The 24,555-nt window shown below is 62.4% G+C and carries 22 protein-coding genes; 12 read left to right on the top strand and 10 right to left on the bottom strand.

Going from position 1 to position 24,555, the window contains the following annotated elements; all coding sequences use genetic code 11:
- Positions 1 to 145: 145 nt before the first annotated feature.
- The 5 genes from NKI16_RS23620 to NKI16_RS23600 form a co-directional block, all read right to left on the bottom strand.
- Positions 146 to 532 carry a hypothetical protein gene (locus NKI16_RS23620; RefSeq protein ID WP_031212810.1) on the bottom strand — a complete coding sequence of 129 codons (387 nt, stop codon included), beginning with the start codon at positions 530 to 532 and terminating at the stop codon, positions 146 to 148.
- Between the two features lie 473 nt (positions 533 to 1,005).
- Positions 1,006 to 2,137 (bottom strand): peptide chain release factor 2 gene (gene prfB / locus NKI16_RS23615; RefSeq protein ID WP_156948021.1). Its coding sequence is split into 2 segments (ribosomal slippage): positions 1,006 to 2,070 and positions 2,072 to 2,137, totalling 1,131 coding nucleotides; the frame shifts between segments, so codons are not numbered across the junction.
- A gap of 167 nt (positions 2,138 to 2,304) precedes the next feature.
- Complete coding sequence (locus NKI16_RS23610; RefSeq protein WP_352570914.1) at positions 2,305 to 4,761, bottom strand: penicillin-binding protein 1A; 2,457 nt, start codon at positions 4,759 to 4,761, stop codon at positions 2,305 to 2,307.
- 30 nt (positions 4,762 to 4,791) lie between these two features.
- The gene (locus NKI16_RS23605) at positions 4,792 to 4,974 is read right to left on the bottom strand and encodes a hypothetical protein (protein ID WP_156937455.1); all 183 of its coding nucleotides are present in this window, start codon (positions 4,972 to 4,974) and stop codon (positions 4,792 to 4,794) included.
- A gap of 1 nt (position 4,975) precedes the next feature.
- Positions 4,976 to 6,238 carry an N-acetylmuramoyl-L-alanine amidase gene (locus NKI16_RS23600; protein WP_352623251.1) on the bottom strand — a complete coding sequence of 421 codons (1,263 nt, stop codon included), beginning with the start codon at positions 6,236 to 6,238 and terminating at the stop codon, positions 4,976 to 4,978.
- Positions 6,239 to 6,904: 666 nt separating this feature from the next.
- Between NKI16_RS23600 and NKI16_RS23595 the strand changes: the two genes are divergently transcribed.
- Positions 6,905 to 9,889, top strand: coding sequence for an Rne/Rng family ribonuclease (locus tag NKI16_RS23595; protein WP_352623252.1), 2,985 nt, complete (start codon positions 6,905 to 6,907; stop codon positions 9,887 to 9,889).
- A gap of 198 nt (positions 9,890 to 10,087) precedes the next feature.
- On the opposite strand, the gene NKI16_RS23590 is transcribed toward NKI16_RS23595, so the two are convergent.
- Together NKI16_RS23590 and NKI16_RS23585 are read right to left on the bottom strand one after the other, a co-directional pair.
- Positions 10,088 to 11,035 carry a glutaminase gene (locus NKI16_RS23590; RefSeq protein ID WP_352593829.1) on the bottom strand — a complete coding sequence of 316 codons (948 nt, stop codon included), beginning with the start codon at positions 11,033 to 11,035 and terminating at the stop codon, positions 10,088 to 10,090.
- An 11-nt stretch (positions 11,036 to 11,046) separates the two neighbouring features.
- Entirely contained in the window at positions 11,047 to 12,195 is a 1,149-nt protein-coding gene (locus NKI16_RS23585; protein WP_352623254.1) for a pyridoxal phosphate-dependent aminotransferase, read from the bottom strand.
- A 145-nt stretch (positions 12,196 to 12,340) separates the two neighbouring features.
- On the opposite strand from NKI16_RS23585, the gene NKI16_RS23580 reads away from it, so the two are divergent.
- The 6 genes from NKI16_RS23580 (at position 12,341) to aat (ending at position 17,688) form a co-directional block, all read left to right on the top strand.
- Positions 12,341 to 13,735, top strand: coding sequence for a M48 family metalloprotease (locus NKI16_RS23580; protein ID WP_352923731.1), 1,395 nt, complete (start codon positions 12,341 to 12,343; stop codon positions 13,733 to 13,735).
- 70 nt (positions 13,736 to 13,805) lie between these two features.
- Complete coding sequence (locus tag NKI16_RS23575; protein WP_352451092.1) at positions 13,806 to 14,609, top strand: DsbA family protein; 804 nt, start codon at positions 13,806 to 13,808, stop codon at positions 14,607 to 14,609.
- 163 nt (positions 14,610 to 14,772) lie between these two features.
- On the top strand, positions 14,773 to 15,207 hold the full coding sequence (gene aroQ / locus NKI16_RS23570; RefSeq protein WP_031211260.1) for a type II 3-dehydroquinate dehydratase: 435 nt from the start codon (positions 14,773 to 14,775) through the stop codon (positions 15,205 to 15,207).
- Positions 15,208 to 15,233: 26 nt separating this feature from the next.
- The gene (gene accB, locus NKI16_RS23565) at positions 15,234 to 15,692 is read left to right on the top strand and encodes an acetyl-CoA carboxylase biotin carboxyl carrier protein (RefSeq protein ID WP_023674823.1); all 459 of its coding nucleotides are present in this window, start codon (positions 15,234 to 15,236) and stop codon (positions 15,690 to 15,692) included.
- Positions 15,693 to 15,711: 19 nt separating this feature from the next.
- The gene (accC, locus tag NKI16_RS23560) at positions 15,712 to 17,055 is read left to right on the top strand and encodes an acetyl-CoA carboxylase biotin carboxylase subunit (RefSeq protein ID WP_023674822.1); all 1,344 of its coding nucleotides are present in this window, start codon (positions 15,712 to 15,714) and stop codon (positions 17,053 to 17,055) included.
- 15 nt (positions 17,056 to 17,070) lie between these two features.
- Positions 17,071 to 17,688, top strand: a complete 618-nt coding sequence (aat, locus tag NKI16_RS23555) for a leucyl/phenylalanyl-tRNA--protein transferase (RefSeq protein WP_023674821.1) — start codon at positions 17,071 to 17,073, stop codon at positions 17,686 to 17,688.
- Between the two features lie 83 nt (positions 17,689 to 17,771).
- Here aat and NKI16_RS23550 read toward each other — a convergent pair whose 3' ends face one another.
- From NKI16_RS23550 to NKI16_RS23540, 3 genes are all read right to left on the bottom strand, one after another.
- A complete protein-coding gene (locus NKI16_RS23550) occupies positions 17,772 to 18,143 on the bottom strand; it encodes a hypothetical protein (protein WP_352782696.1) in 372 nt (123 codons plus the stop codon).
- Between the two features lie 85 nt (positions 18,144 to 18,228).
- Entirely contained in the window at positions 18,229 to 18,711 is a 483-nt protein-coding gene (locus NKI16_RS23545) for a DUF2155 domain-containing protein (RefSeq protein WP_023674819.1), read from the bottom strand.
- A gap of 171 nt (positions 18,712 to 18,882) precedes the next feature.
- A complete protein-coding gene (locus NKI16_RS23540) occupies positions 18,883 to 19,281 on the bottom strand; it encodes an NADH:ubiquinone oxidoreductase subunit NDUFA12 (RefSeq protein ID WP_352458848.1) in 399 nt (132 codons plus the stop codon).
- A gap of 255 nt (positions 19,282 to 19,536) precedes the next feature.
- Between NKI16_RS23540 and NKI16_RS23535 the strand changes: the two genes are divergently transcribed.
- The 5 genes from NKI16_RS23535 to NKI16_RS23515 all read left to right on the top strand — a co-directional run bounded on the left by NKI16_RS23535 (position 19,537) and on the right by NKI16_RS23515 (position 24,543).
- Positions 19,537 to 20,697: a helix-turn-helix transcriptional regulator gene (locus NKI16_RS23535; RefSeq protein ID WP_352782699.1), complete on the top strand. Its 1,161-nt coding sequence runs from the start codon at positions 19,537 to 19,539 to the stop codon at positions 20,695 to 20,697.
- A gap of 208 nt (positions 20,698 to 20,905) precedes the next feature.
- Positions 20,906 to 22,306: an ArnT family glycosyltransferase gene (locus tag NKI16_RS23530; protein ID WP_352782701.1), complete on the top strand. Its 1,401-nt coding sequence runs from the start codon at positions 20,906 to 20,908 to the stop codon at positions 22,304 to 22,306.
- A 94-nt stretch (positions 22,307 to 22,400) separates the two neighbouring features.
- The gene (locus tag NKI16_RS23525) at positions 22,401 to 22,700 is read left to right on the top strand and encodes a hypothetical protein (protein ID WP_352646745.1); all 300 of its coding nucleotides are present in this window, start codon (positions 22,401 to 22,403) and stop codon (positions 22,698 to 22,700) included.
- 147 nt (positions 22,701 to 22,847) lie between these two features.
- A complete protein-coding gene (locus NKI16_RS23520) occupies positions 22,848 to 24,059 on the top strand; it encodes a hypothetical protein (protein ID WP_352840250.1) in 1,212 nt (403 codons plus the stop codon).
- Between the two features lie 151 nt (positions 24,060 to 24,210).
- The gene (locus NKI16_RS23515) at positions 24,211 to 24,543 is read left to right on the top strand and encodes a hypothetical protein (RefSeq protein ID WP_352782707.1); all 333 of its coding nucleotides are present in this window, start codon (positions 24,211 to 24,213) and stop codon (positions 24,541 to 24,543) included.
- Positions 24,544 to 24,555: the final 12 nt, after the last annotated feature.

The raw sequence follows: 24,555 nt of genomic DNA, 5'->3' as shown, positions 1-24,555 counted from the left end.
CGGCAAAGGCAGCATAAAGAAACGCTCCTGACAACTGCCGGTCAGCAGGCTTGTGAGCCTGCGATGCACAGATCGAAGGCCCATCGATCCAAAACCGCTGCACACGCTCGGGTCAGCCCGTGGGCAAGCTTTTGGGTGTCATGCGCTAGTAGGACGATGGGGGCACGAACAGGCAGATGGTCTTTCCGTCATTGGCACCGGCAACGGAGCACCAATGATATTCGCCGTCGGGCGAATTCTTGATCCGCTTGTCGCTATAGGCCACGACTTCCCCGGTTCCTTTGATGACATAGCCCTCGGGACGTTCGCTGATCGATGTCTGAGAGACCTCGCGGCAATCATAGCCCGAGCAGCAGGAGAACGGATAGCTCCAGCCTTGCGGCATTGCCGCGGTCGGCTTGGCATCATGCGCCAGAGCAGGCGCCGCAAATGGAATGGCGGCAGCAATCAAAACCACTGCCGCGACAAGTGAATTCAGGAGTCGGCGCGCCGTGCGGGCGACTGGGGCCGGTCTGGTTGTGAGAGCAGGCATGAGCGCAGTTCCTATCAACGGTTGTCAAGCATTTCGCTTGCCCGTTCCCGGAACGTGTCTTCCCAGTGGCCGGATCGTCAGGTCGCAGATACGCCGCGTCCGGCCATAAATGCTTTTTTCCTCCCCAGCGCATGAATGCTGGGCTGATTCCTTGGTTGGCGCAAGGAATTGCTGTCGCAACCGAACGCCGACCTCTGCAACTGGAACCAACCTGCCGTCCTGATTGACGAAACCTGGTCAACCCCGGCAGCGGGATCGCCAATAACGGGATTTGGCTCGCGCTGGTTCCAGGCTTGGCACCGGCAGGCCCGAGGCATCCGCGTCAAAAGCCGAAATCGATTTTGAAAAACTCTACGAAAAACAAAGTTGTAGAACGACAGGTAGGTGCAAATTGAGAGCTCGTCACTCTCGCACGATGGCCGTAACTCTCGCGTGATGAACCCACATTCCTGCCGGATTGGTGCCCGGCGGCCTCAGTCGATATCGGCCACCGTTTCGCCGGCGCCACCCTCGATCCGCTGCGACAGCGAGGCTTCCATGAAATCATCGAGGTCGCCGTCGAGCACGCTCGACGGGCTGGTGCTCTCGACACCGGTGCGCAGATCTTTCACCAACTGATAGGGCTGCAGCACGTAGGACCGTATCTGGTGGCCCCAGCCGATATCGCTCTTCGACGCTTCGGTGGCGTTCGCCACAGCTTCGCGCTTCTTCAGCTCTTCCTCGTAAAGCCGCGAGCGCAGCATTTCCCAGGCCTTGGCCTTGTTCTTGTGCTGGGAGCGCTCGGCCTGGCAGGCAACCGCGATGCCGGTGGCGAGATGGGTTATGCGCACGGCCGAATCGGTGGTGTTGACGTGCTGGCCGCCCGATCCCGACGACCGATACGTGTCGATACGGACGTCGGATTCGGAAACGTCGATGTCGATCGTATCGTCGATGACGGGATAGACCCAGACGCTGGCGAAGGAGGTGTGGCGGCGCGCATTGCTGTCATACGGCGAAATCCGCACGAGACGATGCACGCCGGATTCCGTCTTCAGCCAGCCGTAGGCGTTGTGGCCCTTGATCAGCAGCGTGGCGGACTTGATGCCGGCTTCTTCACCGTCATGCACTTCCAGCACTTCGACCTTGAAGCGGCGGCGCTCGGCCCAGCGCGTATACATGCGCAGAAGCATCGAGGCCCAGTCCTGGCTTTCGGTGCCGCCGGCGCCGGCATGAACTTCCAGATAGCTATCGTTGGCGTCCGCCTCGCCCGACAACAGCGTTTCGATCTGGCGCGCCTTGGCCTCGCCGCGCATCGAGCGGATCGCCGCCTCGGCCTCCGCAACGACGCCCTCGTCGCCCTCTTCCTCGCCAAGCTCGATCAGGCCGATATTGTCTTCCAAGGCCTGGGTGAGGCCTTTGACCGCGGCAATACCTTCCTCGAGGCCCTGACGCTCGCGCATCAGCTTTTGCGCTTCCAACGGCTCGTTCCAGAGGCTCGAATCCTCGGCACGGACGTTCAGGTACTCAAGCCGCTTTATGGCTTGGTCCCAGTCAAAGATGCCTCCTCAGCAGGGTGATCGCCTGCCTGATCTCGTCGACAATGTTTTGCGTTTCCGCGCGCATGGCTGGCTGTTCTGTCCTGTTGCTGGATGGCGGTTTGGTGGCGCGATACATAGGGACGGCACGGTCTCCTGTAAAGCGCCGGCCCCTGTAATGTACCGGCCCCTGTAAAGCGGAATGGACCGGCTCGACCATCATCGTCAAGCCGGCCCGACCCGATGTAGCGATTGTCAGTAGAGCCCGCCGCCGCCCGACTGGATGGCCTGGTTGGCCTGCGGCGACAGCGCCCCGCCGGTGGCGTTGGAGCCGTCCGCACCCATGCCGATCACCCAGTAGCTGTCGGCGGGACCGGTACCCGGTTTGAAGGCTTCGATGATGGTTCCGGCGTCGCCCGCGTTGGCCCGCATGCCGGTCTTGCGATTGATCGCAATCAGCTTCATGCCTTCCGGAACCTTGAAGTCGACATTGGGCGTGCCATCCAGCGCCACGCGCATGAAATCCTTGAAGATCGGCGCGGCAAGGCCGCCGCCGGTCGCGCCCTTGCCAAGACCTTTCGGCTGATCGTAGCCCATATAGAGGCCGACAACGAGGTTCGGCGTATAGCCGATGAACCAGGCATCCTTTTCGTCGTTGGTCGTTCCGGTCTTGCCGGCGATGTGACGGCCGAGTTCGTTGATGGTGGCGCCGGTACCGCGTTGCACGACGCCCTCCATCATCGATGTGATCTGGTAGGCCGTCATCGGATCGAGCACCTGCTCGGAGTTGTCGACCAGCTCCGGCTCTGGCTGGTCCTGCCACTCGGCGGCATTGCAGTTTGAGCAGCCGCGTTCGTCCTGCCTAAAGACGGTCTTGCCGTAGCGATCCTGGATGCGGTCGATCAGCGATGGCTTGATCGACTTGCCGCCATTGGCCATGATCGAATAGGCCGACACCATGCGCATCACCGTCGTCTCGCCGGATCCCAGCGCCATCGGCAGATACGGCGCCAGGTGGTCGTAGACGCCGAAACGCTCGGCATATTCCACGACCAGCTTCATGCCCATGTCGTTGGCAAGCCGCACCGTCATCAGGTTGCGCGATTTCTCGATGCCGGAGCGCAACGTCGCCGGGCCGGCCACCGTTCCGTCGTAGTTCTTGGGCGTCCAGGTCGTGTTGCCGCTCTGGATGGTGATCGGCCCGTCCATGATCACCGAGGCGGGCGTATAGCCATTGTCGAGGGCGGCCGAATAGACGATCGGCTTGAACGACGATCCCGGCTGGCGCATGGCCTGCGTCGCCCGGTTGAACTCCGACTGCGCGTAGGAGAAACCGCCGACCATGGCCAGGACGCGTCCGGTATGCGGGTCCATGGCGATCAGGCCGCCTTCCACTTCGGGAACCTGGCGCAAGCTGTAGCTGTTGTCCGAGCCGTCGTTCTTCTGCACGAAAATCACGTCGCCCGGCTTCAGCACGTCGGCGGGCGACTTCGCCTTGACGGTCCTGCCGTCGACCACGTGGCGCATGGCGAAGCTCATGTCTTCCTTGCTGACAGTGCCTTCGACGCGGTCCTTGACGATTTCGCCGGAGATCTGGCGCGTCGGCTGCAGGCCGATGGACAGGCCGGTGGTCGAGCTGTCGAGCACGACGGCGAGCGACCATTCCGGCACGTCCTCCAACCGCTTGACGTTGCCCAGCGGCACACCCCAGTCGCCGGAAACGTCGATGCTCGTGACCGGCCCGCGGTAGCCGCGCAGCGTGTCGAACTTCATAAGTCCGTTCTGCATGGCCTTGCGGGCAATCAGCTGCATCTTCGGATCGAGCGTCGTGCGGACGGAAAGGCCGCCTTCGTAGAGCGCATTCTCGCCATAGCGCGCGATGATCTGGCGACGCACTTCCTCGGTGAAATACTCCCCAGCGAAGAGATAGTTGCCGGTGCGGCGCGGCGTGACGCCGAGCGGCTCGGCCTTGGCCTTCTCGCCTTCCTCATGCGTGACGTAACCGTTCTCGACCATCTGGTCGATCACCCAGTTGCGGCGCTCCAAGGCGCGATCGGCATGCTTGAAGGGATGGTAGTTGTTCGGCCCCTTCGGCAGAGAGGCGAGATAGGCGGCTTCGGCCACGGTGAGCTCGTTCACCGATTTGTCGAAATAGGTTAGCGCAGCACCGGCGACGCCATAGGCGCCGAAGCCAAAGAAAATCTCGTTGAGATAGAGCTCGAGAATGCGATCCTTCGAGTAGGCCTGCTCGATGCGGAAGGCGAGGATCATCTCCTTGATCTTGCGCTCGTAGGTCTGGTCTGAAGACAACAGGAAGTTCTTCGCCACCTGCTGGGTGATGGTCGAGGCGCCGACCTGGCGCTTTCCCGAGCCAACATTCTGCAGGTTGACGACAATGGCCCGGCCAAGGCCGGTCACGTCGATGCCGGGGTGATTGTAAAAGTTCTTGTCCTCGGCCGACAGGAAGGCCGCCTTGACACGGTCCGGGATCGCCTGAATCGGCAGATAAAGCCGCCGCTCACGCGCATATTCGGCCATCAGCGCGCCATCCGACGCGTGGATGCGGGTCGTCACCGGCGGCTCGTATTTGGCCAGCACCTCGTAATCGGGCAGGTCCTTCGACAAATGGCCGATATAGATCGCCACGCCCGCCGCGACCAAAAGGGCCAGCGTCGTGCCGATGCCGAAGAAATAGCCAATGAGACGAATCATACCCGCTCCAGTCCTTGGTTCGGGAATTTCCTAAACGAAGCCGCCCTTCACGCAAGCTTTCGGGACGATCCCAAACCGTAATCGCAAAATCCATGTCGCGACCATGTGGGCAAAATACGGCAGCGCGGAATTTCGGTTTCGAATGCCGGAAATAAAAGCACAGGGTGTTGTCGCCGTGCAACGCTGCTTCAGGTTGTGGGCGCCGGCGGACATTTCAGCCTCCGGCGCCCGTTCCGCTCTTGGCCGAAGCAAACAGGGCAACGGCGTTGGTTATGCTCTGGGTCGCCTTGTTGCGCCAATCGGCGCTGAGCAATTGCGCTTCGTCCTTGGCGTTCGACAGATAGCCGAGTTCGACCAGCACGGATGGAACGTCCGGCGCTTTCAGCACCTTGAAGCCGGCAGAACGCTGCGGGTTGTTGATCAGACCGACGCTGGTGGAAAGCTGTCCGACGAGAGTATGGGCGAAGCTCATCGAAAAATTATGCGTCTCGCGGCGGATCAGGTCGATCAGGATATCGGTCACTTCCTTGCTGTCGTCCTTGATCTCCATGCCGGCGAACTGGTCGGAAAGATTTTCACGGTCGGCAAGCGCCTGCGCCTCGGGATCGGAAGCCTTGTCGGACACGGTGTAGACCGTTGCGCCGCGAATGCCCTTGAGGCTGATCGTGTCGGCATGGATCGAGATGAGCAGATCGGCCTCATGCTGGCGGGCAATGCGCACGCGGTCGTCGAGCCGCAGGAACATGTCGGTCTCACGTGTCAGGAACACGTCGTATTTGCCGCCGGCGGCGAGCTTGTCGCGCAGTTCCATGGCGAAGGCGAGCGTCACGTTCTTCTCGACCGTCCCGTTCAGGCCCTCGGCGCCGCCGTCGATGCCGCCATGGCCGGGATCGATGACGACGGTGAAACGATGGCCCGGATTGGAGACCGGCCCGGTACCGACCCTGCCGGCCTTGTCGGCGGAGACCGTCGAACCGGTGGTCAGCGCCTGATTGGCGAGCGCTGCGTCGAATTCCCGCTGCGAGGCCGCCGACATTTCGATGGCGATGCGGTAGCCGTTGCCGTCATCGTTCTTGAGCACGTCGAGATTGTCGACGGCGAACGGTCCCTTGCCGGTGAGAATCAGCCGCGATTTCCCCTCGCCGAGCTCGCCGTAACGCACCGTGCGGACAAGGCCGCGCGGCTTCACATCCTTGGCATTGAGGGCAAATCTGGTGGCCGGCAGATCGATGACCAGACGATTGGGGCCGCGCAGCAGGAACCATTTGATGTCGGGTTCGCGGTCGAAATTGATGACGATGCGCATCTTGGTGGCATCGCCGGCCATCTTGTAGCTTGTGGCGCCGAGCGGTACGTCGGCAGCACGCGAAAGCGGCGAAAAGACCAGGCAAGCCAGGATCAGCGGCAGCAGGCAGGCGGTGCGGAACAACCAGCCTCCATGATGACGGCCCTTGTCTGCGAAGCCTGCCAGTCCCATCTTTCTACCAATCGCTCCCGTTGGCGTCATGCCCGATCGCTTGTCGAAGTGCCCTATTGCTTGTCAAAGTGCTGGCAGGCCGCGAACTCGATTAACGATTGGTATCCAGAGAAGGTTAACCAAGCCTTTTCATGGAAGGCTTGGAACCTGGGCTTCCGCTGCGGAACGGCTTTTTGCCGGCATCGGGAATCGGGGTTGCCTTCCAACCCGCCAAATCATAAAAGCGATGGTGGATCACTGCAATCCTGGAACCGTCCTCCTCCGCAGCTTCCTGCTACAGGTCAGACGCAAGACGGCTCCTTTCGCTTCAGGCGAAGAAGGCATCGGTGATCGCGACGATTTTCGCAGGCGTGCTCCCGTGGCGGGGGAATCGCCTGCGTGAGCAAAACGGCCGGGATTGTCCCGTGCCGGCTCTGTATGAGCAAACAAGCTGGTCCGGTTTTTTCCGGGCTTTGGTTCAAAAGGTTCTGCTGGTGATGATGGCTTCAAGCGCAATCATGGAAAGGTCCGCAACAAACCGCGCCACTACGGCTGCGGGCGGCACCGCCATGGCGCTCAGGCAGCGGCCGGCGGACGTTCAATTGTCCGGCACCCATGTTCCAGGTCCACGGCAGCGGGCAGTGTCCTGCAAGCTGCGGCCGACGGCTGCCGGGAGGAAACGAAATAATGCCCAACAAAATGCTGATAGACGCCTCCCACCCGGAGGAAACACGCGTTGTCGTCGTTCGCGGTAACCGTATTGAAGAATTCGACTTTGAATCCCAGGACAAGAAGCAGCTCAAAGGAAACATCTATCTCGCCCGCGTAACGCGCGTCGAACCTTCCCTCCAGGCAGCCTTTGTCGAATATGGCGGCAACCGTCACGGTTTCCTCGCCTTCAGTGAAATACATCCCGACTACTACCAGATTCCGGTCGCCGACCGTCAGGCGCTGCTGCGTGCGGAAGCACAGGAAGCCCAGGACGAAGAGGACGAGGAAGCCGCCGAAGGCGAGGACCGCCAGAGCCGCGACCGTGGCAAGCGCGGACGCCGGCGCGGCGGCAAGAGCCGCGACCGCGGCGAGCACAGGCGCGAGGCAGGCGCGGCCGACGGTGAGAATGGCGAGAACGGCGAAGATGCCGTCGCAGAAAAGCTGGATGCCGTTGCCGACAACACCACGTCCGACACTGCCGGACAGAGCGAGGATGCCGCTGGACAGATTGAAGAAGTCGCTGATAGCGGCGAGACCGAGCCTTCCGAAGGCGGATCGAGTTCCATCGCTGCCAGCGTCGATGCCGACGTAATCTCCGAAGCCGTCCCACAAGTCGAGACAAGCGGGGCCGAGACAAGCGGCGAAGCGACGTCCGAAGACAATGATCGCGGCATGCTGGAGGAGGTGCAATCCTCGCATCCGGACGATCACGAGATCGAATCGGTCGGCGCTGAAGACGCGCTCGAAGAAGTGCGCAACCGCCGCAAGCCGGTGCGCCGCCAGTACAAGATTCAGGAAGTGATCAAGCGCCGGCAGATCCTGCTGGTACAGGTCGTCAAGGAAGAGCGCGGCAACAAGGGTGCAGCGCTGACCACCTACCTGTCGCTGGCCGGCCGCTATTCGGTGCTGATGCCGAACACGGCACGCGGCGGCGGTATTTCGCGCAAGATCACCAATGCGCAGGACCGCAAGCGGCTGAAGGAAGTGGTCGCCGATCTCGAAGTGCCGCAAGGCATGGGTGTCATCCTGCGTACGGCCGGCGAAAGCCGCACCAAGGCAGAGATCAAGCGCGACTACGAATATTTGATGCGACTTTGGGAAAATGTTCGCAATCTGACGCTGCAATCGACGGCCCCTGCCCTGGTCTATGAGGAAGGCAGCCTGATCAAGCGCTCGGTGCGCGACCTCTACAACAAGGATATCGACGAGATCCTGGTTTCCGGCGAAGAAGGCTACCGTGAGGCCAAGGACTTCATGCGCATGCTGATGCCGAGCCACGCCAAGGTGGTTCAGCCGTTCCGCGACACGACGCCAATCTTTGTGCGCAACGGCATCGAAGCGCAGCTCGACCGCATGCTGCAGCCGCAGGTGACGCTGAAGAGCGGCGGCTACATCATCATCAACCAGACGGAAGCGCTGGTCGCCATCGACGTCAATTCGGGCCGTTCCACCAAGGAGCACTCGATCGAGGACACCGCACTTCACACCAATCTGGAAGCCGCCGAGGAAGTCGCCCGGCAATTGAGGCTGCGCGATCTCGCCGGCCTCATCGTCATCGACTTCATCGATATGGAGGAGAACCGCAACAACCGCTCCGTCGAGAAGCGGCTGAAGGATCACCTCAAGAACGATCGTGCCCGCATCCAGGTCGGCCGCATCTCGCATTTCGGCCTGATGGAGATGTCGCGCCAGCGCATCCGTGCCAGCGTGCTGGAATCGACCATGAAGCCTTGCCCGCATTGCGGCGGCACCGGCCATGTGCGCTCCGATTCGTCGGTCGCGCTGATGGTGGTGCGGGCAATCGAGGAATTCCTGCTCAAGGATTCGCGCAGCCACATCACGGTGCGGACGCCGGCGGCGACCGCGCTCTATGTGCTCAATCACAAGCGCGGCACGCTGGTGGAATTCGAGCACCGCTTCGGCGTGACCATCACCATCGAAGCCGATGACGCGGTCGGTGCACAACACTATGCCATCTTCCGCGGCGCGCTGGCCGAAAAGCCGGAAGGCTTTGTCGAGGCGCGCACGTTCCCGGCCTATGTCGAGCCGGAAGAACCCGAGGACGAGATCGTCATCGAAGAGGAAGACGAGGCACCGGTGCAGGCCGAGCAGCCACGCCCTGCCCAGCAGCCGCAGCAGCCAAGGTCCGGCGAGGACGGCGAAGGCCGCGATCGCAAGCGCCGCAAGCGCCGCAGACGGCGCGGCGGCAAGGATCGTGAACACGGGGATCGTGAACACGGGGAACGCGAACATGGCGATCGCGAGCATGGCGCTGCTGTGGAAGGTGCTTCCGTTTCGGCGCCGATAGACGATGCCTTCGTAGCCGCCGGCGATCAAGGCGCCGAAGCGGAACGTGAAGCGCCGGCCGGTGTTGCCGAAACGGCGGAAGCGGCGGACGACGGTCACGGCAAGAAGCGCCGGCGCGGCAAGCGCGGCGGCAAGCGCAATCGCCGTGAGGACGGCGAGGACGGCTTGGAAGCTGCCCCCGGCGAGCCCACCGCCATGACGGAAGGTGCCGTGTCGGAAGCAGAGCCCGTAATCGGCGAGCCGGAAGGTGCGCCGCCGGCCGAAGAGCTTGCGGTGCTTGCTCCGGCGAACGACGACATGCCGAGCGCCGAAAAGCCGAAGAAGCCGCGCCGTGCCGCCAAGCCGAAGAAGGTTGCGGCGGAAGCAGTTGCCGAGATTGCGGGCGCCGAGACATCGGCTGCCGAGGCCGCCTCCGTGGCTTCCGGCGAGACCGCTGCGCCGGCTTCGCAGGAGACCGAAGCGGCGGCTGCCGAGGAAACGCCGAAGGTCCGGCCGTCGCGGCGCAAGCCCGTACCGGTGGATGCTCCGGTCGTGCCGGTCGTCTCCTCGATCGTCCCGGACGAGGCAAAGACCGACGAGGCAAAGACCGAGGAAGCAAAGGCCGAGGACAAGCCGAAGCGTGCCGGCTGGTGGCAACGGAAGGGCTTTTTCTAAGCCTTTCCGTGCATTAGCCAGACTTTCTGATTAAAAAAATCCCGCGCTGCCGATCGGCTGCGCGGGATTTTTTTGCCCCAATTCAGGCGACAGGCACCAGAGCGGAATGCATTCAAATTGAATGGGGCATTCCGCTCTAACTGTTTGTTTTGCCGCATTTGTGCGGACGCCAAATGATTCCATTTGGCTGCAAAATGCTTATGGCGCGAAGATCGACCAGTTCATCGTCTTCGCCAATTTTTCCAGCGCGATCGACCCCAGCCTCGAATTGCCATTGGCATTGAGGCCAGGGGACCAGACGGCAAGCGAGGTGACGCCCGGCACGATCCCCAATATGCCGCCGCCAACGCCGCTCTTGCCGGGAATGCCGACGCGGAAAGCGAAGTCGCCGGAGCCGTCATAGTGGCCGCAGGTCAGCATCATCGCGCCGATGCGGCGGGCGCGCTCTGCCGAGACGACGGAATGCCCGGTCGCCGGGTTCTTGCCGCCATTGGCAAGGAAGCGGCCGGCCAGGGCCAGTTGCCGGCAGCTCATGGCGATAGCGCAATGGTGGAAATAGACGCCCAGCGCCAGCTCCGGCGCGTGATTGAGATTACCGAACGATTTCATGTAATTGGCAAGTGCGAAATTGCGAAAGCCGGTGGCGCGTTCGGACGCCGCGACCTCGCGGTCGATGATGATGGTGTCGTCATCGGCCAGGAACTGGATGAAGCGCAGGATCTCGCCGATCGCCTCGCGCGGCTGATGGCCGGCAAGCAGGATGTCCGAGACCACGATGGCGCCGGCATTGATGAATGGATTGCGCGGAATGCCGTTCTCGTGCTCGAGCTGGACGATCGAGTTGAACGGATTGCCCGAAGGTTCGCGCCCAACCCGCTGCCACAGCGCGTCGCCGACATTGCCGAGCGCCAGCGTCAGCGTGAACACCTTTGAGATGCTCTGGATCGAAAACGCCTCGTCGGCATCGCCCGCGGTCAGCACGCGGCCGTCATTGGTCACCGCGGCAATGCCGAATTTTTTCGGGTCGATCTTGCCGAGCTGGGGAATATAGCTGGCGACGTCGCCGCGATCGGTACGCTCCGCCATTTCGGCAGCGACCTCGCGCAACGCATGTTCGAGTTGGGGCGCCTGATCAAACTCCGGCATCGTCGCACCCGCTACTTCAGCCAGCGTTCGATACGCGCCATCGCCTCGACCATGTCGTCGTGGCTGCCGGCATAGGAAAAGCGCATCGTACGATGGCCTTGCAGCGGGTCGAAATCGCGGCCCGGCGTCGCCGCCACATGCGCCTCGGCAAGCATCCGGCGCGCAAACGCCATGCTGTCATTGGTGTGCCTGGTGACGTCGCAGAAGGCGTAGAACGCGCCGTCCATCGGCGCGGCCAAAGCAAAGCCGAGCTCCGGCAGGCGTTGCATCAGGAGCTCGCGGTTCCAGGCATAGCGCGCCTTCACCGCTTCCAGCTCTGGCGTCGCCTTGAATGCCTCGATCGCGGCAATCTGGGACAGTTCGGGCGGCGAGATGTAGAGGCTCTGGGCGATGCGCTCGACTGGCCGCACCAGTTCCTGCGGCAGCACCATCCAGCCGATGCGCCAGCCGGTCATGCAATAATATTTCGAGAAGGAATTGATCACCGTCACATCCGCGCCGAAAGCAAGCGCCGTCGTGTCGGGCGCCGCATAGGCCAGCCGGTGGTAGATTTCGTCCGAGATGACGGCGATGCCGAGCTCTTGCGCCATCTCGACCAGCGCCTCGAGATCGCCGGCGGGAATGACCGCGCCGGTCGGGTTGGCCGGGCTGGCGAACAGCACGCCCTTCAGCGGTTTTTCGCGATGCGCGGCTTGCAGGTGCTCGGCATGCAGATAGGCGGCGCCGTCCAACTCGATCTCGGCGACGTCGATGCCGAGCGCGGCCATGATGTTGCGATAGGCAGGATAGCCGGGCGCAGCGATGGCGACGCGGTCGCCTGGATCGAACATTGCCAGGAAAGCGAGGTTGAAGGCAGCCGACGATCCGGTGGTGACGGCTATCCGCTCGGGCGAAACGTCAAGCCCGTAGTGCTCGCCATAATGCGCCGCGATCGCCTTGCGCAGGCCGGCGAGGCCCAGCGCGTCGGTATAGCCGATGCGGCCTGCTTTCAAGGCATTGGCCGCCGCTTCGCGAACCCCGGCCGGCGCCGGATCGGAAGGCTGGCCGACGGCCATGGAAACGACCGGCAGGCCCTTGGCTTTCAGCCGATTCGCCTCGGCCAGGATGTCCATGGCATGGAACGGTTCGACCGCGCCGCGGCGCGAAAGCGAAACAACCATTTTTCAATCCACCACACTTGTCCGCACGTGCCGGCCATGCTGGCCGCGCCGCACAAATGCCCGATTGGTGTGGGGATCACAAGTTCGGTAAGTTTAGGCTGCCGACTTTTCATCCTTCGCCCACTCGTCTACCAGTGGACCTGCCATGTTGAGCCGACCCAAATCGACGATCGCCAGGACAGCGCGCGCCCTCGCGACGCTTTCGCTTGCCGCGGTGGTCGCCATGGCCGGCTCGGTCAATGCCTTTGCGCAGAATGTGCCGGTTGTGCGCGATGCCGAGATCGAGGCGCTGGTGCGCGATTACGCGCGGCCGATCTTCAAGGCGGCGGGCTTGTCGGGCGACGCCATCAACATCGTGCTGGTCAACGACCAGAGCTTCAACGCCTTTGTTGCCGGCCGCCGCCTGTTCATCAACACCGGCGCGCTGATGACGGCCGAAACGCCCAACGAGATCATTGGCGTCATTGCCCACGAGGCCGGCCATATCGCAGGCGGACACCAGCAGAAATTGCGAGAACAGCTCGAGCGCGCCAAGACGATGGCGATCCTGGCGACGCTGCTTGGCGCCGGCGCCATGGTGGCCGGCGCCACCAGCAACAGCCGCGGTCTCGCCGGCGCCGGCATGGGCGTGGTGGCCGGCGGCGGCGAGATGGCGCAACGCAGTATCCTCGCTTATCAGCGCACCGAAGAGATGACCGCCGACCGTTCGGCGATCACCTATCTCAATGCAACCGGCCAGTCCGGCATGGGCATGCTGAAGACGTTTGGCCGCTTCCAGAACGCATTGTCGCTCTCGGGCGCGCAAGTCGATCCCTACAGGATCAGCCATCCGATGCCGCAGGAGCGTATCGCCAATCTCGAAGTGCTGGTGAAGCAGAGCCCTTACGTCGACAAGGTCGACCCGCCGGCACTGCAGCAGCGCCACGACATGATGCGCATCAAGATCGCCGCCTACATGCAGGGCCAGGCGGCGGCGTCGCGATTGACGCGCAAGAACCCCGGCAGCCTCGCCTCACGCTATGGCGACGCGCAGATGACCTATCTTTTCGGCAATCTGGCGTCGGCGCTCACCAAGACCAACGCGTTGATCAAGGAACAGCCGAAAAATCCCTATTTCCAAGAATTACGCGGCGACATCCTGATGAAGGCGAACCGGCCGAAGGATGCGGCGGACGCCTATGCCAAGTCGGTCAGCCTCGATCCGGCGCGATCGGGGCTGCTGCCGGTCTCTTACGGCCAGGCGCTGATGGCGATCGGCACGCAGGATTCGCTGAAGAAGGCGGTGGCGCAGATCAACACCGGCCTCGGACGGGATCGCGAAAACGCCGCCGGATACCGCTATCTGGCACAGGCTTACGGGGAACTCGGCAACATCCCGGCCGCCGAGCTTGCAACCGCCGAAGGGCATTTCTATTCCGGCGACTACAAGAATGCGAAGATCTTCGCCATGCGGGCGCAACAGAGCATGAAGCGGGGCGAGCCGGGCTGGCTTCGCGCGCAGGACATTATAAACTACGCACCATCAGGTAAGAAGAAGTGAACCTTTCGGACGCAGGCTGCGACACAGCCAAAGCGAGCGGACCGGAACACGGGCAAGAGGATCGAGGATCATGACCAAGGCAATTCTGCTGGGCACTACCGGAGTGGCAGCGGCTCTCGCCATGCTGGCGTTCGGCTTCGTCGCCGGCAATCCGCAGACGGCGAAGGCCGGCACGGCACAGCTTGCCCAGACGACGTCCTCAGGTACCAAGCTCGACCGTGCCGAAGTCGAGGGTATCGTCCGCGACTATCTGCTGAAGAACCCGGAAGTGCTTCTGGAGGCCCAGCAGGCACTCGAGGCCAAGCAGAAGGAAGAACAGCGCGTCGCTAGTCTCGGCGTCATCAAAGACGCCAAGGACCAGATCTTCAATTCCTCATTCGACGGTGTTGTCGGCAATCCGAACGGCAAGGTCACCATCGTCGAATTCTATGATTATAATTGCGGCTACTGCAAACGCGCCATCGACGACATGCGCGCGCTGACCAAGGCCGATCCGGACCTGCGCTTCGTACTCAAGGAGTTCCCGATCCTCGGCCCGGATTCGCAGAAGGCGAGCGTCGTCTCGATGGCCTTCCATTTGATGAAGCCGGAGAAATACGGCGAATTCCACAATGCGCTGCTCGGCGGCCAGGGGCGCGCCACCGAGGCGGCGGCAATCAAGGTGGCGCTGTCGCTCGGCGCCGACGAGGCGGCGCTGCGCGAAAAGATGAAGGACCCGAGCATCACCGAGGCCTTCTCCAAGACCTATGACCTCGCCACCAAGCTCGCCATCACCGGAACGCCGTCCTATGTCGTCGGCAACGAGGTGGTGTTCGGCGCGCTTGGCCAGGAAGTGCTGGCCGAAAAGATCGAGGCGGCGAAGGCCGCGCTCTGATCAGCGTTCGGGTTTCGATTAGGCTGCGGGTTTCCGGCACCGGCCGTTTTCCGGCTGCTGTGGACGGCGAAAGAACGCACTTGCGCTCTTTTCGCCAGCGTCTATGCCCATTATAGAGGGTCCGGCGCGCCGGCTTAGCCGCGCCGGGAAAGGTCGGCATTTTTTGAAAACGGTTTTCGTCCTGAACGGCCCCAATCTCAACGCGCTCGGCAAGCGCGAGCCGGGCATCTATGGCGGCAAGACGCTTGCCGCGATCGCCGACGACTGCAAGCAGGCAGGTGCCGCACTTGGGCTGGAGATCGATTTCCGCCAGTCGAACCATGAGGGCGACCTCGTCGACTGGATCCAGGAGGCCGCCGACAAGGCCGCCGCGATCGTCATCAATCCGGGCGCCTACGGCCATACCTCGATCGCCATTCACGATGCCATCCGCGCTGTCGCGCCGCTGCCGGTCGCTGAGGTGCATCTCTCCAACATCCACGCGCGGGAACCATTCCGCCACGTCTCCATGGTCGCGCCGGTCGCCGTCGGCATGATCTGCGGGTTCGGGCCGCTCGGCTACACGCTGGCGCTGCAGGCGCTGGCTGCACGCCTATGACCGGCCAACAAACAGAAGGCTCGAAAATGTCGATAAAGAAGAACGGTGTTGACCAGCAGCTGATCCGCGATCTGGCGGGCATACTGAACGACACCAACCTGACCGAGATCGAGGTCGAGCTGGGCGATCTGAAGGTGCGCGTCTCGCGGCAGGCCCCGGCCGTCCATGCCGTCGCCACAGCTCAGCCGGCCTATGCCCCGGCAGCCGCGCAGCCTGCAGCAGCGGCCGCGCCGGCGACGCCCGACGTGTCGAAGAACGCCGTTGCCTCGCCGATGGTCGGCACCGCCTATCTGGCACCGTCGCCCGACGCCAGGCCGTTCATCGAAATCGGCCAGAAGGTCAAGGAAGGCCAGACGCTGCTGATCATCGAAGCAATGAAGACGATGAACCAGATCCCCTCGCCGCGCGCCGGCACGGTGACGGCGATCCTGTTTGAAGATGCGCAGCCGGTCGAATATGGTATGCCGCTCGTCGTGATCGAGTAGAGCCGGGAACAGGCGAAAGATGTTCCAGAAAATCCTCATCGCCAATCGCGGCGAAATCGCCCTCAGGGTGCTGCGCGCCTGCAAGGAGCTCGGCATCCAGACGGTGGTGGTGCATTCGACCGCCGACGCCGACGCCATGCATGTGCGTCTCGCCGACGAGAGCGTCTGCATCGGCCCGCCGCCGTCGCGCGACAGCTATCTCAACATCCACCAAATCGTCGCCGCCTGCGAGATCACCGGCGCCGACGCGGTGCATCCCGGCTACGGTTTTCTGTCGGAGAACGCCAAGTTCGCCGACATCCTCGCCGCGCACAACATCACCTTCATCGGCCCGACCGGCGACCATATCCGCATCATGGGTGACAAGATCGAGGCCAAGCGTACCGCAAAACGCCTCGGCATTCCCGTGGTGCCCGGTTCCGACGGCGCGGTCACCGAGGACAAGGAAGCCAAGCGCATTGCCGCCGCGATCGGCTACCCCGTAATCATCAAGGCGTCGGCCGGCGGCGGCGGGCGCGGCATGAAAGTGGCGCGTAGCGAGGCCGATCTCGAGGTGGCGCTGCAGACGGCACGCTCGGAGGCGGGTGCGGCCTTCGGCGACGACGCAGTCTATATCGAGAAATATCTGCAGAAGCCGCGCCATATCGAAGTGCAGGTGTTCGGCGACGGCGCCGGGCGCGGCGTGCATTTCGGCGAGCGCGACTGCTCGCTGCAGCGTCGCCACCAGAAGGTCTGGGAAGAAGCGCCCTCGCCGGCGCTCAATGCCGAGGAGCGCGCGCATATTGGCGGCGTCTGCGCCAGGGCGATCGCCGATCTCGGCTATTCCGGCGCCGGCACCATCGAATTCCTCTATGAGGACGGCGAGTTCTATTTCATCGAGATGAACACGCGCCTGCAGGTCGAACATCCGGTGACCGAGGCGATTACCGGCATCGACCTCGTGCACGAGCAGATCCGCGTCGCGTCGGGCGGCGGACTTTCGGTGCGCCAGGAGGACATCCGCTTCCACGGCCATGCCATCGAATGCCGCATCAATGCCGAGGATCCGCGCACCTTCACCCCCTCGCCGGGCACCATCACCCATTTCCACACGCCGGGCGGCCTCGGCATCCGTGTCGATTCCGGCGTCTATTCCGGCTACAAGATCCCGCCCTACTACGACAGCCTGATCGGCAAGCTGATCGTGCACGGCCGCAACCGCGTCGAATGCATGATGCGGCTGCGGCGCGCGCTCGACGAATTCGTCGTCGACGGCATCAAGACGACGCTGCCACTGTTTCGCGACCTCGTTGGCAACGCCGACATCGCCAATGGTGACTACGATATTCACTGGCTGGAAAAATACCTGGCCGAAGGCGAGTGACACAGGGGCGAAGCGATGACCCGTCCCTACGCACCCGGTTATCGCATCCCGACCGACCTGTTGCTCAAAGCCTATGCCTCCGGCGTCTTCCCGATGGCCGAAAGCGCCAATGACCCCGAAGTATTCTGGGTGCGACCGGAGACGCGCGGCATCATTCCGCTCGACGGGTTCCACATACCGAAAAGCCTGAGAAAGACGATCCGCAAGAACCTGTTCGAGTTCCGCATCGATTTCGACTTCGAGGCGACGATCGAGGCCTGCGCCGAAAGGCGCGAGGAACGGCGGTCGACCTGGATCAACGCGCCGATCCGCGAAGCCTATATCGAGCTGCATCGGATGGGCCATTGCCATTCGGTCGAGGCCTGGCACAACGACCGATTGGTCGGGGGGCTCTACGGCGTATCGCTCGGCCGCGTGTTCTTCGGCGAGAGCATGTTCGCCAGGGAGACCGACGCGTCAAAGGCCTGCCTGGTTCACCTCGTCGAACGCCTGAAGGCGCGTGGCTTTGCACTGCTCGATACGCAGTTCACCACCGAGCATCTCAAACGCTTCGGTGCAATCGACGTGCCGCGCGGCAAGTACGAGAAGATGCTGGCCGAGGCGCTGAAGGGCGAGGCCGTGTTTTTTCCATAACCTGGAATGGCTCATCGTTTCGCAGAAACGCAATTCCGGACGGAAAGCCGTTCACACTTTCCTGGAATTGCTCTTGCGGCCGGTCAGCCTTTTGCTGCCGTCACCAGCGGCGTCTGTGCGTGGAACATCATCTTCCAGCCATTGACGCGGTGGACATAGCCGGTGCTGACCAGCGCCGCATAGGCTTCGCCATCTTGCCGCGTCGCACGCGCCTCGTAGGTCAGCACGACGATGTCGCTGCCCGGCTCGATGATGCCCTTGAGGTCGATGTCGAGATCGCGCCAGCGGTTCGGGTCCGTGGCAGTTGCGGCCAGATCGGTATTGCTCATCACCCGCGCCATCTGCGGGAAGGCCACCAGGCATTCGGTATCGGCATTGGCCTTGAAATAGTCGGCGCCGCCGCTCCAGAATCCCCTTTCGATGTCGAGAAGTTCGTTCTTGTTGGCCATTATCATGGCAACCTCCTCCGTAGAGAGGCACCAACGCTCGGGCAACACGGCGGTTCCGCAAGACGCGGTATCCGCCGCGCGCTGACAGATTCTAGTTGGTTTTGGGGGCGGCGGGTGCTGGCACGTCGGACTTCTGCTTGCAGCCCTTCAGCCAGATATCATAGACGGCATGCTCGACGGCGTTGATCCCGGGGCTTTCGGCAAACATCCAGCCGGTGAAGATACGGCGTATTTTCCGGTCGAGCGTGATCTCGTCGACCTCGACGAACGAATCCGTCTTCGGCTCTTCGTTTTCGGGCCGCGAATAGCAGATGCGCGGCGTCACCTGCAAAGCGCCGAACTGCACCGTCTCGTCGATGTAGACATCGAAGGTGATGATACGGCCGGTGATCTTGTCGATGCCGGCGAATTCAGCGACCGGATTGGTGATGCGCTCGGATACTGCGGGTGCTGCAGGCGCCACCGACGCGTCCGGCGCAGGCGGCGCCAATTCCTGCGCAGTAGCAAGCGCCACCATAGAAGCGAGAACGACCGCGGTTAATCCGCCCGTCAAAATTCGGCTGAACATGCTCATGCAAGGTCCGGTGGTTTGCGCCCGGGTGATTCTCTTAACGCCAAGGCTAGTTGCTGCTGTCGGATCAGCAAACAGCTAAACAGCAATTGTGGCGACAAAGGACCGCCCTCGTGGGGACCGCCCTCGTGGGGACCGCCCCCGTGGGGACCGCGCGCGTGTCGCGGCGATCGATCACGAACCAGGCGTCCAGGCGTCGTAGTCGCCCGTCACCTGCGGACGATGCTGGTTGGTCAGCACCGAGCCTTTCGGGCGATAGGCCGCGGGGCTGCCGGTGAGGTTCGGCACATGCGGCTTTTGCCAGTCGCGTGGCTTGTAGTCTTCGCTTGGCGGCGCAACGTCGACACGATGATGGATCCAGCCGTGCCAGCCGGGCGGGATCGCCGAGGCTTCCGAATAGTTGCGGTAGATGACCCAGCGACGGGTGCGGCCTTCCGAATCGACGCCGCCCTCATAGTAGACGTTGCCGACCTCGTCCTGCCCGACCTTCTTGCCGTGCCGCCAAGTGTGGAAGCGCGTCCCCAATGTTTGGCTATTCCACCAGGTGAAAAACTGCAGAAGGAAAGTTTTCATCCAAATCCTCGTGGCAAGTCCTTGAAGCAAGTCCTCGCGGCGGCTGCGGCGCCTGTTCCTGCTTATGGCGTCACGGCATTGCGAAGGCAAGCGTCTTGCCGCAATCGAGGAGCAAATGGGTGGCGGGAAAGCGAAACGATCATGTTATTTTCGCGGCCGCCCGAAGCAGATGAAATGGGTTGTTGGCAACCTTACGCAGCGTTATTCTAGGAGTTGAAGCTTCGTTGCCTCAAGGACGGCAAATGAGAGGGGCTCATGTCATCGCTGGCGGGCACGGCCGGTCGCGCGTTGCCGCAGGTCGTTGAGGCGATCTACGATTCGATTGCCGACGTCGACCGCTGGCAGGCGACACTCGAGGCTATCTGCAACCTGGCGGAAGGCCAGCTTGCCATGCTCGCCGTCATCGACACGATCAGCAGCTCCGCGCGGTTTTCGGTGTCTTGCGGCGATCCCGCAGTTCTTGAGCCGTTGAAGCATGACTACGGCTCGCAAGTGCCGTTCTATGCGGCGGTTCCCAAGATGGAGATCGACGTGCCGTTCACCGTCGATTCGATCTACGCCCTGCAAGGCCCGGATACGCGACAGAGATGGCTCGAAAGCCGCATCGTGCGCGAATGGGTGCAACCCAACCGCCTGGACGATTTCTTCTGGGTGGCGTTGATGAAGCGGCCGACCCGGATCGGCACGCTGATGGTGGTTACCGACAAGGACAGGCGCCAGATTTCCCGCGAGGATCTCGAGCTTGTCTGCCTGTTGGCACCGCATGTGCGGCGCGCGGTGACCATCGGCGACCTGTTCGAAGCCGAGCGGCGCAAGGCCGAAATCTTCCGCTCCATCATCGAAAGCCTCGACCATCCGGTGCTGATCGTCGCCGAAGACATGACCATCATCTTCGCCAATCCATCAGCCGAAGCGCTGCTCGCCGAAAACATTTCGGTTGCTTGCGTGCGCGGCCAGCTTTCCTTCACCTATGCCAATGCCAATGCCGCGATCGGCCGCGCCGTCCAGCTCGGCACGCGCGACGAATTCGCGCTCGGACCTTGCGGCATCAACATTCCCCTGGCCAAGACGGCCGTTCCGGCGGTGGCCCATGTGATGCCGCTGGCGCGGCGTGAGATCTCGGCGCGCATCTCGCAGCGCGCCGCTGCAGCGATCTTCATCGCGGCGGCCGGTTCGGCACCAATCCCGGCGCTGGACGCCATTGCGGCGCTGTTCGGATTGACCGCGGCAGAAAGGCGCGTCGCCGGTCACGTTGCCGCCGGCCTGACGCGAAAGGAAATCGCCACGGCCGGCGGCGTCTCGGACGGCACCGTCAAGTCGCAACTGGCGACGATCTTCGACAAGACCGGTACAGGCGATCAGCGCGAGCTCGAACTGTTGATGCGCGAATTGTCGCCACCCTTGCGCTCCAGGTGATTTTGCTCAGGTTCCCCGGACCGGCAGCGGTCCAAAAGACTCGGCCGGCAAGTTTTTCAAGCCCTTGAGACCATCGTCCGCAAAATCTGCGAAACGAAACCGGCATCGTTGCAATTCGGCCAAAATCATGGTGCGGTCGTTCGCGGTCCAGAAACGCGGCACTATGCTCGGCTGGAATGAAAATGGTTTCTGGCGCGGATCTCGATCTTTGACACCGACATCTACCGAGCGGCTGCTCCCCTACCTCTTTCTGCTTGGGCTGATCGTAATCGCGGTCGCTTTCCGGCCACTGCTGCCCGTCGACGAAACGCGATATCTCAGCGTCACCTGGGAAATGTATCTGAGCGGACAGATCTTCGTCCCGACGATGAATTTCGCGCCCTATCTGCAGAAGCCGCCACTGCTGTTTTGGCTTATCGACCTTGTCTGGAATATTTTCGGCGCCAGCCGGCCGGCGGCGATGCTGGTCATCTTCGCCGCCTCCTCGCTCGTCATCTGGCTGACGACGGCGTTGGCAAAGACCCTGTTTCCGGGCCGCGACGACATCGCGCGGCGCATCCCCTGGCTGGTCGCCGGAAGCAGCGTGTTCGTCATCTATTCGACGCTGATCCTGTTCGATCTGTTGCTGGCGGTCTTTGTGCTCGCCGCGCTGTTGTCGTTGATTGCCTTTGCCCGCAGCGGCAACCGCTGGCAGGCCGTCCTGGCCGGGCTGTTCATCGGCATGGGCGTGCTGACGAAAGGCCCGGTGGTGCTGATCCATATCGGCGCGCCCATCCTGTTCTACCCGTTCTGGCGCGACGGGCGGGCGGGACTGACGACACCGAACTTCCTCGCTGGAATGGGCCTGGCCCTGCTCGCCGCACTAATTCCGGTGGCGATCTGGCTGGTGCCGGCGACCATCCTGACAAAAGGCAATTTCGTTTATGATCTCGTCTGGAACCAGTCGGCGGGGCGCGTCACCGGCAATTTGCGCAATTCGCACGGCCGGCCGTTCTATTTCTATCTGCTGCTGCTGCCGGTCATGTTCATACCGTGGATCTTCATACCCGAGGTGTGGCGGTTGAAGCTGCGCACGCGGATACGCAGCCTGATCGACGCGAAGTCGCCGGATCTGCGCGCCTTGCGCCTGCTGTCATTCTCGTTCGTTGCCGTGTTTCTGGTGTTCAGCGCGATATCCGGCAAGCAGCCTCATTATGTCGTGCCGATGTTGCCGTTCGTGATCATCCTGTTCGGCTATTTCATGGCGGAGATCCCGCTCGCCAGGCTGAAGAGCTCGGCCATCGTCATGCTTGTCATTTTCGGCATCGGCCACGCGGTAGCATCGGCAACCGCGTTCAAACGCTATGATCTGACGCCGCTCGCCAACTTCATCGACGAGCGAAAGGATGCGGACTGGGCCGTGGCTTTCGACTATCAAGGCGAAGTCGGCTTCCTGGCCCGGTTGCAAAAGCCATTCGAAACCACCGACAAACCGGAAGAATGGCTTGGCTCGCATCCCAGCGGCTATGTCATCGACAAGGTTTCCAAGGATCCCGGCACTGCAGGGCAAATCGCGTTCCGGCTTCGCGTCGAACGCGGCTATCTCGTCGTGCTGAAGGGACAGCATTGACGATCGTCACCGGTATGCGAGTTCGTCCCCCGCGCGGGAGATGAAGGCGTTGCTGCTTCGTGGTTCCATCGCTCGATAGAACCGGGAGGTATTCATGCGCAAGCTCATCTCGACGACGCTTTTTGCCTTATCGCTCGCAGTGGCCGGCCTTGCCGCCGATCCGGCATGGAGCTTCAAATGTCAGTCCGGAACGATTGGGCAAGGCAGTTGCTCCTGCTCCGGGACCGCCGACTGCACCGATATGCGGCATTCCAAAATGTGCAAGGGCGACCTGAACTGCGGTTCGGGCAAATGCTCCTGCACGGCCGCATTGGTAGTCGACCCCGGCCCGAAAACCCCCAAGCCCAAGGTCGTCGCGCCGAAGGCGACAACCAAAGGCGTCGTGAAGCAGTAGATATCCAATCCGAAAAGGACGGCGGCTCGACGTCGCTGGGCCGGCCCGATGTTTCGCGGTTCATCCCCCGTGCGGGCGATGAACCGCAATCGAACACATGCTGCTGTCTAGCCGGAGGGTGGTTTCCAACGACAGAGCGAGGATACCATGTTGAAAACCTGCACGATGCTGTTCTTCTGCCTGATGGCGGCCACCGCGGCCGCCCAGCCGCCGCCTTCGGGGCCGCCGGTTCCCAGTGCGGCACTTGCCCCATGCAACGCCACACAATCGAACAGGCCCTGCAAAGCCGAACTCGGCGTGTTCCTGATCACCAACACCGTCCGCAACCTGGCGCAAGCCAAGGTCGACGCCACCAACGCACAGCTGGCCGCCCAGGGACGATCGTCACGCGCATCGATCGAATCGCTGAAGCAATGGCGGCCGTCGCGCTTTGCGACGCAGATGCTGAACCAGCCGAACAGCTGGTTTGTCAAAGTTCCTTACATCCTGACCATCAAAGTCTCGATCCCGGTGACCTCCGACCGCCACATCGGCATTCCCATAGACGTCAACGTCTTCTGCAGCGGCTGGCAGACCGATTCCAGCCAGGTCATCATCCGCTCGCAACCCGGCCCGGCGAGCTTCGAGGGCGGCAACATCCTCGAAGACGTTTTCAACGTCGGCAATTACATCGACGCTCAGGTACGCAGCTCGTTTTCGGCACCTCTGCCGGTGACGACGCCGGTTCCAAATTCGAAATGCTCGGCAATAGACGGCTCCGATGCCGGCACGCAGGCCACCGGCGATGATCTCATCTTCTGGACGGTGCCGCGGCGCAACCTGGTGGTGACGGACGCCATAGCCAAGCCGACGGTTGAAGTGACCTTCGACAGCCTCACACGCCTGCCAGCCCGCGACTTCCACAACAATGTCGTCTATGCGGAATCCGAGGCCATAAACCTCAACGTCTATGCCAATGAGGATGGCCGTCAGAAGGCGCTGACGATGCGCGAAGGCGACGTGGCTGCGCTGAACCTTCCCGCAGTACGGCTGGACGCGCGAAAATACGATTCGCTGGTCGTCATCGGCAATGTCGACCAGCCGCCGAACGACCCCAGAGACAGCGCCTTCGCGGTAGCGGCCAAGACTGCGGGATTCGGTGCCGGTTCCAAGATCATGCAGATCCCGAAGTGGTATTCGAGGCCTCCGGACCAGTTCAATCACAAGCCTACATGGATCAGAGTTCCCGGCTACGAGCTGCACTATACGGTGCGCTATCTCAACAGCGGCGGGCTGGCCGTCGATGGTGGAACCAGTACGGTCCGGCCTCCAAAAGTCGCCGTTCCGATAAAGACGCTCATCAAGCCGAAAACGCCCTGACGCGGCCGCTCGCGGATGACGGCGGCGGTTCAGACCGCTGCCGCCTTCCCGCGCGCGGCAGATGCGGCAGCGCCGGCATCATGGCCTGATCTTGCCGCAACAAACGCGCCGCTGCGCCACGAGCGAGCGGCGCCATCGATGGAGACAAACGATGCTGCACCTTCCCCACACCATGCCCGCCGTCAGGATCATTGCGGCAATCTCTCTGCTTGCCTTCCCGAACTTCCTGCCGCCGGTCACGAGCCCGGCGAACGCGCTGCCGGTCAGCCAATCCTGCCGGATCACCACCTATTACAAGACCGCGGCAAAGGCGACGGAGGTTGGCGTGCGCTCGACGTGCCAGGGCGTCAAAAAATGGGGTGTCACCTCGAAATATTACGAGGTCGAAAAAATCGAAGCCGCCACGCCCCCGCACACGTCGGGCGGCCTGCCGTGCGAGTTTCTCGCTGCCGGCTGCTCCAACCTGCCTGAGAAACGCAACTGAACGTCAGGCGAA

This window comes from Mesorhizobium sp. M0698 (assembly GCF_040320455.1).
GTDB lineage: Bacteria > Pseudomonadota > Alphaproteobacteria > Rhizobiales > Rhizobiaceae > Mesorhizobium.
Note: the sequence above shows the minus strand (reverse complement) of the source record. Positions and strands in the feature narration are given on the sequence as shown.

Bases quoted from the DNA above. Each gene is read 5' to 3' on its own strand.
- NKI16_RS23620 (WP_031212810.1), bottom strand. From the start codon at position 532: ATGCCTGCTCTCACAACCAGACCGGCCCCAGTCGCCCGCACGGCGCGC.
- NKI16_RS23610 (WP_352570914.1), bottom strand. From the start codon at position 4,761: ATGATTCGTCTCATTGGCTATTTCTTCGGCATCGGCACGACGCTGGCC.
- NKI16_RS23605 (WP_156937455.1), bottom strand. From the start codon at position 4,974: ATGTCCGCCGGCGCCCACAACCTGAAGCAGCGTTGCACGGCGACAACA.
- NKI16_RS23600 (WP_352623251.1), bottom strand. From the start codon at position 6,238: ATGGGACTGGCAGGCTTCGCAGACAAGGGCCGTCATCATGGAGGCTGG.
- NKI16_RS23595 (WP_352623252.1), top strand. From the start codon at position 6,905: ATGCCCAACAAAATGCTGATAGACGCCTCCCACCCGGAGGAAACACGC.
- NKI16_RS23590 (WP_352593829.1), bottom strand. From the start codon at position 11,035: ATGCCGGAGTTTGATCAGGCGCCCCAACTCGAACATGCGTTGCGCGAG.
- NKI16_RS23585 (WP_352623254.1), bottom strand. From the start codon at position 12,195: ATGGTTGTTTCGCTTTCGCGCCGCGGCGCGGTCGAACCGTTCCATGCC.
- NKI16_RS23580 (WP_352923731.1), top strand. From the start codon at position 12,341: ATGTTGAGCCGACCCAAATCGACGATCGCCAGGACAGCGCGCGCCCTC.
- NKI16_RS23575 (WP_352451092.1), top strand. From the start codon at position 13,806: ATGACCAAGGCAATTCTGCTGGGCACTACCGGAGTGGCAGCGGCTCTC.
- accB (WP_023674823.1), top strand. From the start codon at position 15,234: ATGTCGATAAAGAAGAACGGTGTTGACCAGCAGCTGATCCGCGATCTG.
- accC (WP_023674822.1), top strand. From the start codon at position 15,712: ATGTTCCAGAAAATCCTCATCGCCAATCGCGGCGAAATCGCCCTCAGG.
- aat (WP_023674821.1), top strand. From the start codon at position 17,071: ATGACCCGTCCCTACGCACCCGGTTATCGCATCCCGACCGACCTGTTG.
- NKI16_RS23550 (WP_352782696.1), bottom strand. From the start codon at position 18,143: ATGATAATGGCCAACAAGAACGAACTTCTCGACATCGAAAGGGGATTC.
- NKI16_RS23545 (WP_023674819.1), bottom strand. From the start codon at position 18,711: ATGAGCATGTTCAGCCGAATTTTGACGGGCGGATTAACCGCGGTCGTT.
- NKI16_RS23540 (WP_352458848.1), bottom strand. From the start codon at position 19,281: ATGAAAACTTTCCTTCTGCAGTTTTTCACCTGGTGGAATAGCCAAACA.
- NKI16_RS23535 (WP_352782699.1), top strand. From the start codon at position 19,537: ATGTCATCGCTGGCGGGCACGGCCGGTCGCGCGTTGCCGCAGGTCGTT.
- NKI16_RS23525 (WP_352646745.1), top strand. From the start codon at position 22,401: ATGCGCAAGCTCATCTCGACGACGCTTTTTGCCTTATCGCTCGCAGTG.
- NKI16_RS23520 (WP_352840250.1), top strand. From the start codon at position 22,848: ATGTTGAAAACCTGCACGATGCTGTTCTTCTGCCTGATGGCGGCCACC.
- NKI16_RS23515 (WP_352782707.1), top strand. From the start codon at position 24,211: ATGCTGCACCTTCCCCACACCATGCCCGCCGTCAGGATCATTGCGGCA.